Origin of the sequence: Rhodococcus olei (assembly GCF_039540555.1) — a bacterium.
In the GTDB taxonomy this organism is placed as follows: domain Bacteria; phylum Actinomycetota; class Actinomycetes; order Mycobacteriales; family Mycobacteriaceae; genus Rhodococcus_G; species Rhodococcus_G olei.
This window is the reverse complement of record NZ_BAABFB010000066.1, coordinates 64088-81602: the sequence shown is the minus strand read 5'-3', so window position 1 is coordinate 81602 and position 17515 is coordinate 64088. Positions and strand designations below refer to the sequence as shown.

At 68.3% G+C, this 17515-nt stretch carries 14 protein-coding genes; 8 read left to right on the top strand and 6 right to left on the bottom strand.

Features of this window, described 5'->3' with window-relative positions:
* Nucleotides 1–193: 193 nt before the first annotated feature.
* From rpoB to ABD951_RS21310, 4 genes are all read left to right on the top strand, one after another.
* Nucleotides 194–3679: a DNA-directed RNA polymerase subunit beta gene (rpoB, locus tag ABD951_RS21325; RefSeq protein ID WP_345350677.1), complete on the top strand. Its 3486-nt coding sequence runs from the start codon at nt 194–196 to the stop codon at nt 3677–3679.
* Nucleotides 3680–3779: 100 nt separating this feature from the next.
* A complete protein-coding gene (locus ABD951_RS21320) occupies nt 3780–7742 on the top strand; it encodes a DNA-directed RNA polymerase subunit beta' (protein WP_345349835.1) in 3963 nt (1320 codons plus the stop codon).
* A gap of 118 nt (nt 7743–7860) precedes the next feature.
* Nucleotides 7861–8064, top strand: coding sequence for a hypothetical protein (locus tag ABD951_RS21315; RefSeq protein ID WP_345349832.1), 204 nt, complete (start codon nt 7861–7863; stop codon nt 8062–8064).
* 111 nt (nt 8065–8175) lie between these two features.
* Entirely contained in the window at nt 8176–9846 is a 1671-nt protein-coding gene (locus ABD951_RS21310) for a 4Fe-4S binding protein (protein ID WP_345349829.1), read from the top strand.
* A gap of 6 nt (nt 9847–9852) precedes the next feature.
* On the opposite strand, the gene ABD951_RS21305 is transcribed toward ABD951_RS21310, so the two are convergent.
* Both ABD951_RS21305 and ABD951_RS21300 read right to left on the bottom strand, forming a co-directional pair.
* Nucleotides 9853–10617, bottom strand: a complete 765-nt coding sequence (locus ABD951_RS21305; RefSeq protein WP_345349826.1) for an acyl-[acyl-carrier-protein] thioesterase — start codon at nt 10615–10617, stop codon at nt 9853–9855.
* A gap of 63 nt (nt 10618–10680) precedes the next feature.
* Entirely contained in the window at nt 10681–11175 is a 495-nt protein-coding gene (locus ABD951_RS21300) for a SixA phosphatase family protein (RefSeq protein ID WP_345349823.1), read from the bottom strand.
* A 207-nt stretch (nt 11176–11382) separates the two neighbouring features.
* Between ABD951_RS21300 and ABD951_RS21295 the strand changes: the two genes are divergently transcribed.
* Both ABD951_RS21295 and ABD951_RS21290 read left to right on the top strand, forming a co-directional pair.
* Nucleotides 11383–11799, top strand: coding sequence for a MarR family winged helix-turn-helix transcriptional regulator (locus ABD951_RS21295; RefSeq protein WP_345350674.1), 417 nt, complete (start codon nt 11383–11385; stop codon nt 11797–11799).
* Nucleotides 11796–13334, top strand: coding sequence for a DHA2 family efflux MFS transporter permease subunit (locus tag ABD951_RS21290; protein WP_345349820.1), 1539 nt, complete (start codon nt 11796–11798; stop codon nt 13332–13334). The genes ABD951_RS21295 and ABD951_RS21290 overlap by 4 nt, the downstream gene beginning before the upstream one ends.
* A gap of 63 nt (nt 13335–13397) precedes the next feature.
* On the opposite strand, the gene ABD951_RS21285 is transcribed toward ABD951_RS21290, so the two are convergent.
* Complete coding sequence (locus ABD951_RS21285) at nt 13398–13820, bottom strand: PaaI family thioesterase (protein WP_345349817.1); 423 nt, start codon at nt 13818–13820, stop codon at nt 13398–13400.
* A 142-nt stretch (nt 13821–13962) separates the two neighbouring features.
* Between ABD951_RS21285 and ABD951_RS21280 the strand changes: the two genes are divergently transcribed.
* Nucleotides 13963–14343 carry a hypothetical protein gene (locus ABD951_RS21280; RefSeq protein ID WP_345349814.1) on the top strand — a complete coding sequence of 127 codons (381 nt, stop codon included), beginning with the start codon at nt 13963–13965 and terminating at the stop codon, nt 14341–14343.
* 4 nt (nt 14344–14347) lie between these two features.
* Here ABD951_RS21280 and ABD951_RS21275 read toward each other — a convergent pair whose 3' ends face one another.
* Entirely contained in the window at nt 14348–14560 is a 213-nt protein-coding gene (locus ABD951_RS21275; RefSeq protein WP_345349811.1) for a PLD nuclease N-terminal domain-containing protein, read from the bottom strand.
* Between the two features lie 38 nt (nt 14561–14598).
* Nucleotides 14599–15264 (bottom strand): class I SAM-dependent methyltransferase, encoded by a 666-nt coding sequence (locus ABD951_RS21270; RefSeq protein WP_345349808.1) that lies wholly within the window; start codon nt 15262–15264, stop codon nt 14599–14601.
* 177 nt (nt 15265–15441) lie between these two features.
* Here ABD951_RS21270 and ABD951_RS21265 point away from each other — a divergent pair, with 177 nt between their 5' ends.
* Nucleotides 15442–16686 carry an acyl-CoA dehydrogenase family protein gene (locus ABD951_RS21265; RefSeq protein ID WP_345349805.1) on the top strand — a complete coding sequence of 415 codons (1245 nt, stop codon included), beginning with the start codon at nt 15442–15444 and terminating at the stop codon, nt 16684–16686.
* Between the two features lie 318 nt (nt 16687–17004).
* On the opposite strand, the gene ABD951_RS21260 is transcribed toward ABD951_RS21265, so the two are convergent.
* On the bottom strand, nt 17005–17457 hold the full coding sequence (locus ABD951_RS21260; protein ID WP_345349802.1) for an SRPBCC family protein: 453 nt from the start codon (nt 17455–17457) through the stop codon (nt 17005–17007).
* Nucleotides 17458–17515 lie beyond the last annotated feature (58 nt).

Sequence of the window (17515 nt, the reverse complement as noted above, 5' to 3'; positions counted from 1 at the left end):
GTATTCTGCGCCGGTTTCCGGTACCTTTGGACGTTGCGCTGGCTGCCTCCTGTCCACCTCTCGACCCCGCTGCACTGAAGTTTTCGCTTCATCGTGTGGAGTTGACGAGTTCGTTCGGGTTGTGACCAGCGAATTCGCCCCACAGAAGAAGCAGATACAGCGGCGGTCGCATCCAGCGAGCGGCCCGCGTGAGGTGCTGGAAGGACGCATCTTGGCAGTCTCTAGCCAGACCAAGGCCGGAATCCCCGGAGCCCCGAAGAGGGTGTCGTTCGCAAAGATTCGCGAACCCCTCGAAGTTCCGGGTCTACTTGATCTTCAGACCGATTCCTTCGAATGGTTGATCGGCTCGCCGGCATCCCGAGAGCGGGCCAAGGCTCGCGGCGACGAGGGTGCGACCGGCGGCCTGGAGGACATCCTGGCCGAACTGTCCCCGATCGAGGACTTCTCGGGCTCGATGTCCCTGTCCTTCTCCGACCCGCGCTTCGACGAGGTCAAGGCCTCCGTCGAGGAGTGCAAGGACAAGGACATGACGTACGCGGCGCCGCTGTTCGTCACTGCCGAGTTCATCAACAACAACACCGGTGAGATCAAGAGCCAGACGGTCTTCATGGGTGACTTCCCGATGATGACCGACAAGGGCACGTTCATCATCAACGGCACCGAGCGTGTCGTCGTCTCGCAGCTCGTCCGTTCGCCGGGCGTGTACTTCGACGAGTCGATCGACAAGGCCACCGAGAAGACGCTGCACAGCGTCAAGGTGATCCCGGGACGCGGCGCGTGGCTCGAGTTCGACGTCGACAAGCGCGACACCGTCGGTGTCCGCATCGACCGCAAGCGCCGTCAGCCGGTCACCGTGCTGCTCAAGGCGCTCGGCTGGACCACCGAGCAGATCACCGAGCGGTTCGGGTTCTCCGAGATCATGATGTCGACGCTGGAGAAGGACAACACCGCCGGCACCGACGAGGCGCTGCTCGACATCTACCGCAAGCTGCGTCCGGGCGAGCCGCCGACCAAGGAGTCCGCGCAGACCCTGCTCGAGAACCTCTTCTTCAAGGAGAAGCGGTACGACCTCGCGCGCGTGGGCCGCTACAAGATCAACAAGAAGCTGGGCATCAACACCGGCCAGCCGATCACCGCGTCGACCCTCACCGAGGAAGACATCGTCGCGACGATCGAGTACCTGGTGCGCCTGCACGCCGGCGACCAGTCGATGACCGTCCCCGGCGGCGTCGAGGTGCCGGTCGAGGTCGACGACATCGACCACTTCGGCAACCGTCGTCTGCGGACCGTGGGCGAGCTGATCCAGAACCAGATCCGGGTCGGCCTCTCCCGCATGGAGCGCGTCGTCCGCGAGCGGATGACCACCCAGGACGTCGAGGCGATCACGCCGCAGACGCTGATCAACATCCGTCCCGTCGTGGCCGCGATCAAGGAGTTCTTCGGAACCTCCCAGCTGTCGCAGTTCATGGACCAGAACAACCCGCTGTCGGGTCTGACCCACAAGCGTCGTCTGTCGGCGCTGGGCCCGGGTGGTCTGTCCCGTGAGCGCGCCGGCCTCGAGGTCCGCGACGTGCACCACTCGCACTACGGCCGGATGTGCCCGATCGAGACCCCCGAGGGTCCGAACATCGGTCTGATCGGTTCGCTGTCGGTGTACGCGCGGGTCAACCCGTTCGGCTTCATCGAGACCCCGTACCGCAAGGTGGTCGACGGCCAGGTCACCGACCAGGTCGACTACCTGACCGCGGACGAGGAGGACCGCCACGTCGTCGCGCAGGCGAACTCGCCGGTCGACTCGGCCGGGCACTTCACCGAGGAGCGCGTCCTGGTCCGCCGCAAGGGTGGCGAGGTCGAGTACGTCGCGTCGTCCGACGTCGACTACATGGACGTCTCGCCGCGGCAGATGGTCTCCGTCGCGACCGCGATGATTCCGTTCCTCGAGCACGACGACGCCAACCGCGCGCTGATGGGCGCGAACATGCAGCGTCAGGCCGTGCCGCTGGTCCGTTCGGAGTCGCCGCTCGTCGGCACCGGCATGGAGCTGCGGGCCGCGGTCGACGCCGGCGAAGTGATCGTCACCGAGAAGGCCGGTGTGATCGAGGAGGTGTCCGCGGACTACGTCACGGTGATGGCCGACGACGGCACCCGCCGGACCTACCGCCTGAACAAGTTCGCCCGCTCCAACCAGGGCACCTGCAGCAACCAGCGCCCGATCGTGGACGAGGGGCAGCGGGTCGAGTCCGGCCAGGTTCTGGCCGACGGTCCCTGCACCGAGAACGGCGAGATGGCGCTCGGCAAGAACCTGCTCGTCGCGATCATGCCGTGGGAGGGTCACAACTACGAGGACGCGATCATCCTGTCGCAGCGCCTCGTGGAGGAGGACGTGCTGACCTCGATCCACATCGAGGAGCACGAGATCGACGCGCGCGACACCAAGCTCGGTGCCGAGGAGATCACCCGGGACATCCCGAACGTCTCCGACGAGGTCCTCGCCGACCTCGACGAGCGGGGCATCGTGCGGATCGGTGCCGAGGTCCGTGACGGCGACATCCTCGTCGGCAAGGTCACCCCGAAGGGCGAGACGGAGCTGACCCCGGAGGAGCGGCTGCTGCGCGCGATCTTCGGTGAGAAGGCCCGCGAGGTCCGCGACACGTCGCTGAAGGTCCCGCACGGCGAGACCGGCAAGGTCATCGGTGTGCGTGTGTTCTCGCGTGAGGACGACGACGACCTGCCTCCCGGCGTCAACGAGCTGGTCCGGGTGTACGTGGCGCAGAAGCGCAAGATCCAGGACGGCGACAAGCTCGCCGGCCGCCACGGCAACAAGGGCGTCATCGGCAAGATCCTCCCGCAGGAGGACATGCCGTTCCTGCCGGACGGCACCCCGGTCGACATCATCCTGAACACGCACGGCGTGCCGCGTCGTATGAACATCGGTCAGGTGCTCGAGACGCACCTCGGCTGGATCGGCAAGTCCGGCTGGAAGGTGGAGGGCACCCCCGACTGGGCGGCGAACCTCCCCGAGGAGATGCTCGAGGCTCCGGTCGACAGCAACATCGCCACCCCGGTGTTCGACGGCGCCAAGGAGGACGAGCTCACCGGTCTCCTCGGTTCGACCCTGCCGAACCGCGACGGCGAGCGGATGGTCGGCCCCGACGGCAAGGCCACGCTGTTCGACGGCCGCTCCGGCGAGCCGTTCCCGTACCCGGTGTCGGTCGGCTACATGTACATCATCAAGCTGCACCACCTGGTCGACGACAAGATCCACGCTCGGTCGACCGGTCCGTACTCGATGATCACGCAGCAGCCGCTCGGCGGTAAGGCCCAGTTCGGTGGCCAGCGCTTCGGTGAGATGGAGTGCTGGGCCATGCAGGCCTACGGTGCGGCGTACACGCTGCAGGAGCTGCTGACCATCAAGTCCGACGACGTGGTGGGTCGCGTCAAGGTGTACGAGGCGATCGTCAAGGGCGAGAACATCCCCGAGCCCGGTATTCCGGAGTCGTTCAAGGTTCTCCTCAAGGAGCTCCAGTCGCTGTGCCTGAACGTCGAGGTGCTCTCCAGCGACGGTGCGGCCATCGAGCTGCGCGAGGGCGAGGACGAGGACCTGGAGCGGGCGGCCGCCAACCTGGGCATCAACCTGTCCCGGAACGAGGCCGCCACGGTGGACGACCTCGCGAACTAGGAGCCGACCCGGTGGGCAGTGCAGTGCCACTGCCCACCGGGGCCCGGCAGCGATAGCGAACTAGCAGCAATTTCAACCCGAACAGGGGAAAGGAAGTTACGTGCTCGACGTCAACTTCTTCGATGAACTCCGAATCGGTCTGGCCACCGCGGAGGACATTCGGCAATGGTCCTACGGCGAGGTCAAGAAGCCGGAGACCATCAACTACCGCACGCTCAAGCCCGAGAAGGACGGCCTCTTCTGCGAGAAGATCTTCGGCCCGACCCGGGACTGGGAGTGCTACTGCGGCAAGTACAAGCGCGTCCGCTTCAAGGGCATCATCTGTGAGCGCTGCGGCGTCGAGGTGACCCGCGCCAAGGTGCGCCGTGAGCGGATGGGCCACATCGAGCTCGCCGCCCCCGTCACCCACATCTGGTACTTCAAGGGCGTCCCGAGCCGGCTGGGCTACCTGCTCGACCTGGCTCCGAAGGACCTCGAGAAGATCATCTACTTCGCCGCCTACGTGATCGTCGGCGTCGACGACGAGCTGCGGCACAACGAGCTGTCGACGCTCGAGGCGGAGATGGAGGTCGAGAAGAAGACCGTCGCCGACCAGCGCGACGCCGATCTCGAGGCCCGCGCCCAGAAGCTCGAGGCCGACCTCGCCGAGCTCGAGGCCGAGGGCGCCAAGTCCGACGTCCGCCGCAAGGTCAAGGACGGCGGCGAGCGTGAGATGCGTCAGCTCCGTGACCGTGCCCAGCGTGAGCTGGACCGGCTCGACGAGATCTGGACCACCTTCACCAAGCTGGCGGTCAAGCAGCTGATCATCGACGAGAGCATCTACCGCGAGCTCGTCGACCGCTACGGCGAGTACTTCACCGGCGCGATGGGCGCGGAGTCCATCCAGAAGCTGATGGAGAACTTCGACATCGACGCGGAGGCCGAGAACCTCCGCGAGACGATCCGCAGCGGCAAGGGGCAGAAGAAGCTGCGCGCGCTCAAGCGGCTCAAGGTCGTCGCGGCGTTCCAGCAGTCCGGCAACTCGCCGATGGGCATGGTCCTCGACGCCGTCCCGGTGATCCCGCCGGAGCTGCGTCCGATGGTGCAGCTCGACGGTGGCCGCTTCGCGACCTCCGACCTGAACGACCTGTACCGCCGCGTCATCAACCGCAACAACCGCCTCAAGCGACTGATCGACCTCGGCGCCCCCGAGATCATCGTCAACAACGAGAAGCGGATGCTGCAGGAGTCCGTCGACGCGCTGTTCGACAACGGCCGTCGCGGCCGGCCGGTCACCGGTCCGGGCAACCGTCCGCTCAAGTCGCTGTCCGACCTGCTCAAGGGCAAGCAGGGCCGGTTCCGTCAGAACCTGCTCGGCAAGCGCGTCGACTACTCGGGCCGTTCGGTCATCGTCGTCGGCCCGCAGCTGAAGCTGCACCAGTGCGGTCTGCCGAAGCTGATGGCGCTCGAGCTGTTCAAGCCGTTCGTGATGAAGCGCCTGGTCGACCTGAACCACGCGCAGAACATCAAGTCCGCCAAGCGGATGGTCGAGCGGCAGCGTGCCCAGGTGTGGGACGTCCTCGAAGAGGTCATCGCCGAGCACCCGGTGCTCCTCAACCGTGCCCCCACGCTGCACCGCCTCGGTATCCAGGCGTTCGAGCCGCAGCTCGTCGAGGGCAAGGCCATCCAGCTGCACCCGCTGGTGTGTGAGGCGTTCAACGCCGACTTCGACGGTGACCAGATGGCCGTGCACCTGCCGCTGTCCGCGGAGGCGCAGGCCGAGGCCCGCATCCTGATGCTGTCGTCGAACAACATCCTCTCGCCCGCGTCGGGTCGCCCGCTGGCCATGCCGCGTCTGGACATGGTCACCGGTCTGTTCCACCTGACCCGCCTGGACGAGGGCGCCACCGGCGAGCTGACCGAGGCCACCGCGGACGCCCCCGAGCAGGGCGTGTACTCGTCGCCGGCCGAGGCCCAGATGGCCGTCGACCGCGGCGCGCTGAGGGTGCAGTCGAAGATCAAGGTGCGGCTGACCACGCAGCGTCCGCCGAAGGACGTCGAGGACGAGCTGTTCGGCGACGAGGGCTGGAACTACGGCGACGGCTGGATCGCGGAGACCACCCTCGGGCGCGTGCTGTTCAACGAGCTGCTCCCGGCGGACTACCCGTTCGTCAACGAGCAGATGCCGAAGAAGCGGCAGGCGACGATCATCAACGACCTCGCCGAGCGGTACCCGATGATCGTGGTCGCGCAGACCGTCGACAAGATGAAGGACACCGGCTTCTACTGGGCCACCCGCTCGGGCGTCACCGTGTCCATCTCGGACGTGCTGGTGCCGCCGGAGAAGGCCCAGATCATGGAGACCTTCGAGGCCCAGGCCGACCAGATCGAGAAGAAGTACCAGCGCGGCGCGCTCAACCACGCCGAGCGCAACAGTGCTCTCGTCAAGATCTGGTCCGAAGCGACCGACGAGGTCGGCAAGGCCATGGAGGCGCACTTCCCCGACGACAACCCGATCCCGATGATCGTGAAGTCCGGCGCGGCCGGCAACATGACGCAGGTTCGGTCGCTCGCCGGTATGAAGGGTCTGGTGACGAACCCGAAGGGTGAGTTCATCCCGCGTCCGATCAAGTCCTCCTTCAAGGAGGGCCTGACCGTGCTCGAGTACTTCATCAACACGCACGGTGCCCGTAAGGGTCTGGCCGACACCGCGCTCCGCACCGCCGACTCGGGTTACCTGACCCGTCGTCTGGTGGACGTCTCCCAGGACGTCATCGTCCGCGAGGTCGACTGCGGCACCGAGCGCGGCATCATCACCACGATCTCGGAGAAGCAGCCGGACGGCTCGGTCATCCGCGACGCGCACGTCGAGACCTCGACGTACGCCCGCACCCTGGCCGCCGACGCGGTCGACGAGAACGGCAACGTGATCGTCGAGCGCGGCCACGACCTGGGCGACCCGGCGATCGACGCCCTGCTCGCCGCAGGCATCACCGAGGTCAAGGTGCGCTCCGTGCTCACCTGCACCACCGGCACCGGTGTCTGTGCGACGTGCTACGGCCGCTCGATGGCGACCGGCAAGCTCGTCGACATCGGCGAGGCGGTCGGCATCGTCGCCGCCCAGTCGATCGGTGAGCCCGGTACCCAGCTGACCATGCGTACGTTCCACCAGGGTGGTGCGGCCGGCGCGGCCGACATCACCGGTGGTCTGCCGCGTGTCCAGGAGCTGTTCGAGGCCCGCGTCCCGAAGGGCAAGGCGCCGATCGCGGACGTCACCGGCCGGGTGCAGCTCGAGGACGGCGAGCGCTTCTACAAGATCACGATCGTCCCGGACGACGGCGGCGAAGAGGTCGTGTACGACAAGCTGTCGAAGCGTCAGCGGCTGCGCGTATTCAAGCACGACGACGGCTCCGAGCGCCTGCTGGCGGACGGTGACCACGTCGAGGTCGGCCAGCAGCTCATGGAGGGTGCTGCCGATCCGCACGAGGTGCTGCGCGTCATGGGTCCGCGTCAGGTGCAGATCCACCTCGTCAACGAGGTTCAGGAGGTGTACCGGAGCCAGGGTGTGTCGATCCACGACAAGCACATCGAGGTCATCGTGCGCCAGATGCTGCGCCGCGTCACGATCATCGACTCGGGTGCGACGGAGTTCCTGCCCGGTTCGCTGGTCGAGCGTGCCGAGTTCGAGGCGAGCAACCGTCGCGTCGTCGCCGAGGGCGGCGAGCCTGCGTCGGGTCGTCCGGTGCTGATGGGTATCACCAAGGCCTCGCTGGCGACCGACTCGTGGCTGTCGGCGGCGTCCTTCCAGGAGACCACTCGGGTTCTGACCGACGCGGCGATCAACTGCCGCTCGGACAAGCTGATCGGTCTGAAGGAGAACGTCATCATCGGCAAGCTGATCCCGGCCGGTACCGGTATCAGCCGCTACCGGAACATCCAGGTGCAGCCGACCGAGGAGGCGCGCGCCGCGGCGTACGCGGTCCCGTCCTACGAGGACCAGTACTACAGCCCGGAGGGCTTCGGCCAGGGCACCGGTGCGGCCGTCCCGCTGGACGACTACGGATTCAGCACCGACTACCGCTGATTGCGGTAGCCGCCTGAACGGCCCCCGATCCCGTTGTGGGATCGGGGGCCGTTTCGCGTCTATCGTGGGGGGCAAACCGGACACCGGTTCCGGCCATCCGACACACGCGGAGGCGACCATGGCGGGCAAGGGCATCGACAGGGTGAAGGCGCGGGCCGCCGTGGAGACGGCGCGGGAGAGTCCGGCGATCGTCGCGATCACGGTCGCGCCGGTGCTGATCGGCTTCGGGGTGCTGTGGTGGGCGATAGGCTTCTGGCCGACGCTGCTGCTGGTGCTCCTGGTCGGGGTCGTCGTACTGGGGATCCGCAAGCTCCGCGGGTGACCTGGTCGCCCGAATCGGGGCCGATGTCACTTCTGTCACATCCTCTGTGACATACCTCGCACTGCCCGAGTATTGTTGCGAGAACATGTTCTAGTTTGGAGGAGATCGACAGTGGCGTTCGTGATCACTCAGCCTTGCTGCAACGATGCCAGTTGCACCGAGGTCTGCCCGGTGGACTGTATCCATCCGACGCCGGACGAGCGGGCGTTCAAGACGACCGAGATGCTCTACATCGACCCGGAGACCTGCATCGACTGCGGCCTCTGCGTGGACGCCTGCCCGGTGAACGCGATCTTCCGTGACGACGACCTGTCCGAGTCCATGTCCCGCTACGCGACGATCAACGCGGACTACTTCGCGGAGGGGGACCTCGAGGACGCCGCTCCCGGACCGTCGCTGAAGTTCCCGAAGACCGACCAGGACCCGTTCCGGGTCGCGATCGTCGGGTCCGGACCGTCGGGCTTCTACGCGGCGCGGGAACTGCTCGCCTTCAAGCGGTCCGGCATCGAGGTCGACATGTTCGACCGCCTGCCCACTCCGTGGGGTCTGGTCCGCGCCGGCGTCGCGCCCGACCACCCGGAGACGAAGGCCGTCACCGATCTGTTCTCCGAGGTGTCCCGGCGGCCCGGGTTCCGGTTGCACCTGAACGTCGAGGTCGGCAAGCACGTCACGCACGCGGAACTCCTCGAACACCACCACGCGGTGATCTACGCGGTCGGCGCGCCCAGCGATCGCCACCTCGGCATCCCGGGCGAGGACCTGCCGGGCAGCTTCGCCGCGACCGAGTTCGTCGCCTGGTACAACGGCCATCCCGACTACGCCGCCCGGAGTTTCGACCTGTCCGGTCCGCGCGCCGTGATCGTCGGCAACGGCAACGTCGCGTTGGACGTCGCACGCCTGCTGGTCGTCGACCCCGACACGCTCGCGAAGACGGACATGGCCGGGCACGCCGTCGAGGCGCTGCGATCCAGCGGGATCCACGAGGTCGTGTTGCTCGGCCGCCGCGGGCCCGCGCAGGCCGCGTTCACGAGCCCGGAGCTGATCGCGCTCGGGCACCTGCCCGGCGTCGACGTCGTCGTCGACCCCGCCGAGCTCGAACTCGACGAGGTCAGCGCCGCCGAGGTGGCGGCCAACCCGGCGAAGAAGCTCAAGCTCGACGTCCTGCGCGAGTACGCGGACCGCCCGCTCGCCGGGCACCCCAAGCGGATCGTGCTGCGGTTCCTCGCGTCGCCGGTCGAGGTGCAGGGCACCGACCACGTCACCGGGCTCCTGGTCGCGCGCAACGAGATGGTCGCCGACGAGTCCGGCACCATGCGGGCGCGCAGCACCGACGAGACCGAACTGCTCGAGACCGGCCTGGTGTTGCGGTCGGTCGGCTACCGCGGCGTCCCGGTCGCGGACCTTCCGTTCGACGAGTCCCGCGGCACCATCTCGAACGTCGGCGGCCGGGTCACCGAGGTCGGCACGGAGATCCCGGTGCCCGGGACCTACACGGCGGGGTGGATCAAGCGCGGCCCGTCCGGCGTGATCGGCACCAACCGTCAGTGCGCTCACGACACGATCGCATTGATCCTCGAGGATCTGGCGGCGGACCGGCTGAACGCGCCGAAGGGTGACCGCGACGCGCTGGCGACCCTGCTCGCCGAGCGGCAGCCCGACGAGGTCGGCTGGGACGGCTGGAAGCTGATCGACGCCCGCGAGCGGGCACTCGGCAAGGCGGCGGGTCGCCCGCGCGTCAAGCTGCTCGACGTGACCGAGATGGTGTCGATCGCCAAGGGCTGACCGAGCTCAACCGTCGGCGTCGAGGAGCCGGGCCAGCCGTGCGGTGGCCCGGCTCTCGCCGTTCACCAGGAACCACAGCGTGACCGCGTCCCGGTCGTCCCGCCGCCGGATCCGCAGCCGTTCGCCGTCGGTGATCGGGGAGCGGTACTCGATGACGAGTCGGTGCGGTTCGGCGAGCAGGTCGGGTCTGGTGACCGCGTGGTCCTCGACTGCGTGCAGGTATGCGGCGTTGTTGACGTGCTCGAGTGGGTCCAGGTCGGTCGAGCGCAGCGCGAACGGCGTGTCGGTGCCGTCGTCGGCCGGAGCGGGAGCGTCGAGCCAGGCCTGCCACCGGAGTCGGTTCTCGTCGGTGTGACGGCCGAGCAGCGCGAGCGCGGCGTCGCTGATCCGGGTCGGCATGCCGGTGTCGGGGTTGATGCTGATCCAGAACCCCTCCGTCTCGATCCGGGCTCCCTTGTCGCTGGTGAACCGGACCCGCATGTTCGACCATCGGGTCGAGTACGCCGAGCACCACCGGCTCAGGTGTACGCGGTCAGGCCACAGCACCGGGGTGTGCACGTCGATCACGGTGCGCCGCAGGATCCAGATCGGGTCGGTGTCGCCGAACCCGGCGGCATCGACGTTGTCGGACGCGATGTCCTGGAGGTACCGGGCGATGCCGTCGAAGCGCAGCCGGTTGTCCGGGGCGACGTCCCCGGTCCGCACCGGGCGGGACGCGGCGAACACGTCCCCGCTCGCCGGCGGCGGAGCGAGGGGCTGGTCGAACGGCACGGTGATTCCTCTCGTCGGGACACGGCCACGGGCCGCACCAGTATCACCGACCGTCTCGCCTCGTCAGCGCGGAACGTGGAACGCCGTCAGCGTCGCGCCTGCGGCATGGATCCCCGCCCACGTGTCCGACACGGTGAGTGTCGCGACCGCGGACGTGGGGAACTTGTCGGACATCCGGTCCGCGTGCCGGGACCGTGGGTCGAGTGCCATCGCCGCGCCGGGAATGCCGGGGGCGTGGCCGATGACGAGCAGTGTCAAGACGTCGGGGTCGGTCCCGGCGATCGCGTGCAGCACCTGTGCCGGGGTCGCACCGTACAGGAGGTCGCTGTACACGGTCGGTGCGTCGATCCCGACCGCCGCGAGGGTGAGCCTGGTGCGGGTCGCGGTCGAGCAGAGGATCGCGTCGACCGGCGGCTGGGTGCGGCGGATCCAGTCACCGGCGAGGGCGGCCTCGCGGATGCCCCGGGGCGCCAGTGGGCGACCGTGGTCGCCGACGCCGTCCGGATACGAGGACTTGCCGTGACGCATCAGGATCAGGAACCGGGAGGACGCTGCCATGAGCGCAGCGTAGCGGCGGTGGGGAACGGGCGGGTTGACCGAAGAATTCGGTTGCTCGACGACAGGGGGTCGTGATCGGATCGACGGAGTCGGGCGGGGTGATGACCTTCACATGGATGACGTTTGAGCAATAGTTGCGCGAGCGTTAGCATTTTCGGAGTGGCTGCGACTCCGGACGATCTCTACCTGGCGCTCGAGGAGTTCATCATGCGGCTGCTGGGGGTGGGGGAGTCGGAAGCGCTGGACAAGCTCGTCGCCATGGACCTGTCGTTCTCGCAGGCGCGCACGCTGTTCATGCTCGCGCAGCACGGCAAGCCCGTCGCGATCAACGAGGTGGCCGACTGTCTGCGGCTGTCGGTCGCGGCGGCGGGTCGCAACGTTGATCGGCTGGTCCACCAGGGTCTCGTCGAGCGTCGCGAGGACCCGAAGGATCGCCGCGTCAAACGGATTTCGCTGTCGGAGGCCGGTCGTAGCATCGCGCTCGGCCACATCGACAGCCACAAGGACGAGTTGCGCGCGTTCGCCGCTCGGCTGTCCGACACGGACCGTGACCGGCTGTTCGAGTCGATCAAACCGATACTCGCGGGCGACGTCCTGCGGGCCAGATGTCAGGAGAACCCATGACGACGCCGACACCTCCGGGGCCCGCCGCGGCCTCGGACAAGATCGACGGCGCAGTTCTGAAGATCGCCAGTGTGGTCGTGCTCGGCGCGATCATGTCCATCCTCGACGTGACGGTCGTGAGCGTGGCCCTGCCGACGTTCATGACCGAGTTCGACGCGACCTACGCAACGGTCGCGTGGACGATGACCGCGTACACCCTCGCGCTGGCGACGGTCATTCCGGTCACCGGCTGGGCCGCGGACCGGTTCGGCACCAAGCGCCTCTACATCACGGCGCTGGTGCTGTTCGTGGGCGCCTCGGTGCTGTGCTCGATGGCCTGGAACATCGAGTCACTGATCGGGTTCCGCGTGCTGCAGGGCCTCGGCGGCGGCATGCTGATGCCGCTGGGCATGACGATCATGACCCGGGCGGCGGGCCCGCACCGCGTCGGCCGTGTGATGGCGGTGCTGGGAATCCCGATGATGCTGGGCCCGATCGGTGGCCCGATCCTCGGTGGCTGGCTGATCGAGGCCGTGAGCTGGCACTGGATCTTCCTGATCAACGTGCCGGTCGGTGCGATCGCGCTGACCGCGGCGGTCGTCCTGCTGCCCAAGGACGACCCGAGCCCGTCCGAGTCCTTCGACTTCGTCGGCATGCTGCTGCTCTCGCCCGGTTTGGCGCTGTTCCTGTTCGGCGTGTCCTCGATCCCCGAGGTGGGCACCGTGGCGTCCGCCCGGGTGCTGATCTCCGCCGGCATCGGTCTGGTGCTGGTGATCGGGTTCATCTTCCACGCGCTGCGCAAGCAGGATCACCCGCTGATCGACCTGCACCTGTTCAAGAACCGGAACCTGACCATCGCGGTGGTCACCTCCACGATGTTCGTGATCGCGTTCATGGGCGCCGGACTGCTGTTCCCGAGTTACTTCCTGCAGGTGCGTGGGGAGACCACCCTCGCCGCGGGTCTGCTGCTCGCGCCGCAGGGCATCGGCGCGATGCTGACGATGCCGCTCGCCGGCAACTTCGTCGACAAGATCGGCCCCGGCAAGATCGTGCTGGCCGGGCTGTCTCTGATCGCGGTCGGGATGGCGGTGTTCACCCAGGTGGGCTCCGACACGCCCTACCCGCTGCTCCTCGGCTCGCTGTTCGTGATGGGCCTGGGCATGGGCGGCACGATGATGCCGATCATGACCGCGGCCATGCAGACGCTCACCCACGAGACGGTCGCCCGTGGTTCGACACTGATGAACATCGTGCAGCAGGTGGCGGGTTCGATCGGTACCGCGACGATGTCGGTGGTGCTGACCAACCAGATGATGGACCGCCCGCTCGCCGGCCCGGCGACCGCGGCCCAGCACAGCCCGGAGATCGCGGCGCAGCTGCCGCCGGGTGCGATGGAGCAGGGTCTGAGCCAGGCCGCGGAGGCCTTCGGCTTCACGTTCACGGTGGCGCTGGTGCTGCTCCTGCTGACCCTGATCCCGGCGTACTTCCTGCCCCGCACCCGGCCGGCCGCCCCGGCCGAGGGCGCGGACGAGTCGGCGCCGATGATGATGCACTGACCGACCTCGGTCGAGCCTGCCGTGGGCCCATCTCCCCGATACCGGGAGGTGGGCCCACGGCCGTCACGGGGTGCGGTCGAGGTCGATCACGGACGCGGATCCCTGGGCCGCGGCACACAGGGTGGTGCCGTTCGGTCCGTCGACGTACACCTCACAGCGGCACAGCACCTGCCGGGAGCCGGAGCCGACCGCGGTCGCCGTGGCCCGCAGCGTCGTCCCGACCGCGGGCCGGAGGTAGGCGATCGTGAACCCGGCCGTGACGATGCTCGCGCCGAGCACGGTTCCGGCCGCGAAGGTCAGGGCGTTGTCCGCCGCGTACGAGAGCACTCCGCCGTGGACGAACCCGTGCTGCTGGAGCAGGTCCGGACGGATCGGGATCTCGAGTGTCGCGGATCCGCCACCGAACTCGGTGATCCGGGCGCCCACGAGCGCGCTGAACGGCTGGGCCGCGAGGATCGCGGCCGCGTCGTCGAGGGTGTCGGACATGTCGTCGCTCCTGGTCGCGATCCCGGGTGTCGCCGGGCGGGCGGTCGCCGTCGGGCGTGGCGCCGCGGCCGTGTCGGGGTTCGGCGCTAACGTCGAACCCTACGGAACCGATGTGGGAATCACACACGGAAGAAGGCGCACCATGGCGACCGACCCCACGCCGACCGACCCCGACTCCGCCGCGACCGGGCACTCCGCGGCACCGGGGACCGACACCGACTGGACCTTCTACGCGGTCGTCGGAACCTCCGTCCAGGGCGGGCACACGCTCGCCCGCCTCGGACCCGAAGCGACCGCCCTGGATGCACTGCGCCTCGCGGTGCAAGCGGTCAACCACACGGCCTACTCGATGTTCGAGCAGGGCGTCCAGGGTGACCCGTGTGCCGAATCGTTACTGCTCGAACGGCTTCCGGTCACCCGGTTCAGCATCGAGCGCCGCCGTCCGGGTAGTGCGGAATTCGACGCCACATGGGCGTTGACGGGCGGTCGGCATCAGCGGTCGCGCGCCCGGCGGGTCGCCTGAGGCGTCAGCGACGCCGTCCGAACACGAAGTAGGCGATCGGGCCGACGAAGTTCACGAACGCTGCCGCGGCCCACACCTTCTTGGGCCCCTTGACCTGGTCGGCGTCACGTCGGCGGAGGTCGACCAGGGTGGCAACCGTCAGCACGACCTGCACGACGGCGGCGATCGCGACCGGGACACGCAGGCGGGGGTCGAGGGACTTTCGATGGCGACTCATGGCATCAGTATCGGTGGCGACGGGCCGCAGCGCGCGGATCAGGCGCGGCGCGTCAGGTGATACCACCGCGGTGCGACCCGACGGAGCGGGCCCGGCAGGTCGGTGGCGTCGGACGGGTCGTCGGCGTCCAGCGTCCATCCGGTGAACGTCCGCGCGACTTCCGCGTGGCTGACGCCGCGGGGCAGTGGCCCTCGCCGACCGGGGCTGAACGCGAACATCAGCAGGTGGGCGCCGGGCGCGGCGACCGCCGTGATCTCCCGCGCGTAGTCGTGGCGCTGCGGGTGGGTCAGGCCGTGGAAGCAGCCGACGTCGAGCAGCAGGTCGAATCCGGTCCCGACCGCGGCGCCGAGCGCGGTGACGTCCCCGACCACGAACGTGACCGTGACCCCTTCGGCGTCCGCCCTGCGGCGGGCCCGGTCGATCGCCAGCGGGACCGCGTCGACCCCGGTGACTCGCCAGCCCCGGCCCGCGAGTTCGATCGAGTGGTCGCCGGTGCCGCATCCGACGTCGAGTGCCCGGCCCGGTCGGCCCGTGACCTCCTCCCGGTCCAGGAGGGTGCCGAGTTCGCGCCGGAATCCGGGCCGCGCCCGTTCCCACGGCGTGAAGCCGAGGCGATATGCGAGTGTGTAGCCCACGTTCACGGTGGTCCACCGGATGTCCGAGTCGAGCGACGGTCGCGGCCGATGTGCGGGATGTCCGCTCATCGCAGTGTGCGCCGCCGCGGCGCCGGTGTCCAGGGCGTCACCGGTGGCGACCGCGCCGATCGGCGACGGCGCAGGCGCTCGGAACCTGGACCGGCCGGATGAGAACGTGTTCTAATTCGCGTGGACGGCGAAGTCTGCCCCAATCCACCCCGACTGAAAACGCTTGGAGTTCACGACATGTACGAGTGGTCCGACACCGACCTGATGTTCCGCGACGCGCTGCGTGGCTTCATCGACAAGGAGGTCAAGCCACACGTCGACAAGCTCGAGAGCGGGGAACTCCCGCCGTTCGACATCATCCGAAAGATGTACGCCACGTTCGGGATGGACGAGATGGCGCGCGAGGGGCTCGAGAAGGCCTTCGCGAAGGAGGAGGCGCGCGAGCGCGGCGAGACGGTGTCCGAGTCCGGTGAGAAGTCCGGGGGCTTCAGCGGTGCCGGCAGCATGGGCGTGATCCTCAACAGCGAACTCGCGGGTGTGAGCCTCGGCCTGGTCGCCTCGATGGGCGTCAGCCTCGGCCTGACGGTCGGCACCCTCCGCAGCCGCGGCACCCTCGCCCAGAAGAAGCGCTGGCTCCCCGAGCTCGTCACGTTCGAGAAGGTCGGCGCGTGGGCGATCACCGAGCCGGACTCGGGTTCGGACGCGTTCGGCGGGATGAAGTCCTACGTTCGCCGCGACGGTGAGGACTACATCCTCAACGGTCAGAAGACGTTCATCACGAACGGTCCGTACGCCGACGTCACCATCGTGTACGCGAAGCTCGACGAAGGGGATCCGTCGGTCGACCGCCGCGACCGCAAGGTCCTCGGATTCGTGCTCGACAAGGGCATGGAGGGATTCACCCAGAGTGCTCCGTTCAAGAAGATGGGCATGAACTCCTCGCCGACGGGCGAGCTGTTCTTCGACAACGTGCGGATCACCAAGGATCGGCTGCTGGGCGAGACGGAGAACCCGTCCAAGGGTGACGGCAAGGACAGTGCGAAGGAGTCGTTCGCGGCCGAGCGGATCGGCATCGCGTCGCTCGCGCTCGGCATCATCAACGAGTGCCAGCGCCTGTGCATCGACTACGCGAAGAATCGCAAGCTGTGGGGCCGGGAAATCGCGCAGTTCCAGCTCATCCAGCTCAAGCTCGCCGAGATGGAGGTCGCGCGCCTCAACGTTCAGAACATGGTGTTCAACGCGATCGAGCGCACGGCGGCCGGCAAGCCGGTGACGTTGGCGGAGGCGTCGGCGATGAAGCTGTACTCCTCGCGTGCGGCGACCGAGGTCGCGATGGAGGCCGTGCAGCTGTTCGGCGGCAATGGCTACATGGCCGAGTACAAGGTCGAGCAGCTGGCGCGCGACGCGAAGTCGCTGATGATCTACGCGGGCAGCAACGAGATCCAGGTGACGCACATCGCCAAGGGCCTGCTCGGAGCCTGACGGCGGCGGGCGTACCCCGCCCGGCGCCGATCCCCGGGTTCGGCGCCGATCGGGGGATGCCGATCGGTCAGGATGCCGATCGGAACACGGTGTCCCGCACCGATCCTCGCGGCACCCCTCGGGGGTGGTCGAACGCGGCGGCACTGCCGGCTGCTCCCGCGCGGTGCATCGACACCGGGCGGGAGCGGGCATCGGGCGGTCTCCCGGCGCGGGCAGGCCGCCCGGGGCCGGCCGCACAGAATTTCGTGTCGATGGCGGCCGTCGCGCCCGTGCGTCGCCGTGACGACCGGGCTGGGGAGCGGACGCGCCCGCCGGGCCTCACGCGGCGCCCGCGACCTCCTCGACCTTGGCGCGCAGCGTGTTCTCGGTGTGCGCGATCGCCGTGCCGACGATCGGTTCCACGATCTTGGCGAGCAGCTTGCCGGCGACCCCGCCGGGGAGTGTGTACTCGAAGTCGACCGTCAGCTCGGTGTCGCCGTCGGGGGTGGGGGAGAACTGCCAGGTCGACGCGTTGCTGATGCCGTCGATCGATTCCAGCCGGATCAGCCGGTCCTGCTCCCACGCGGTGATCTGCACCCGGGAGCGCAGGGCCTTGGGCCCGAGTTGCATCGTCGCGTCGAAGGTGGCGCCGAGGCCCTGCGACCGGCTCCCGACCGGCTCGAAGCGGGTCACCCCGAACATCCAGTCGGGGACGGTGCGGTAGTCGTCGACGTATGCGAATCCGGTGCTGACGAGCACCTTGGCGACTGCGACGCGGTGAATGTGGCCCATGCTTCTCCTCGTGTCGTCGGCCCCGAAGGACCTGTGACCCACGGTAACGGGTAAGTCC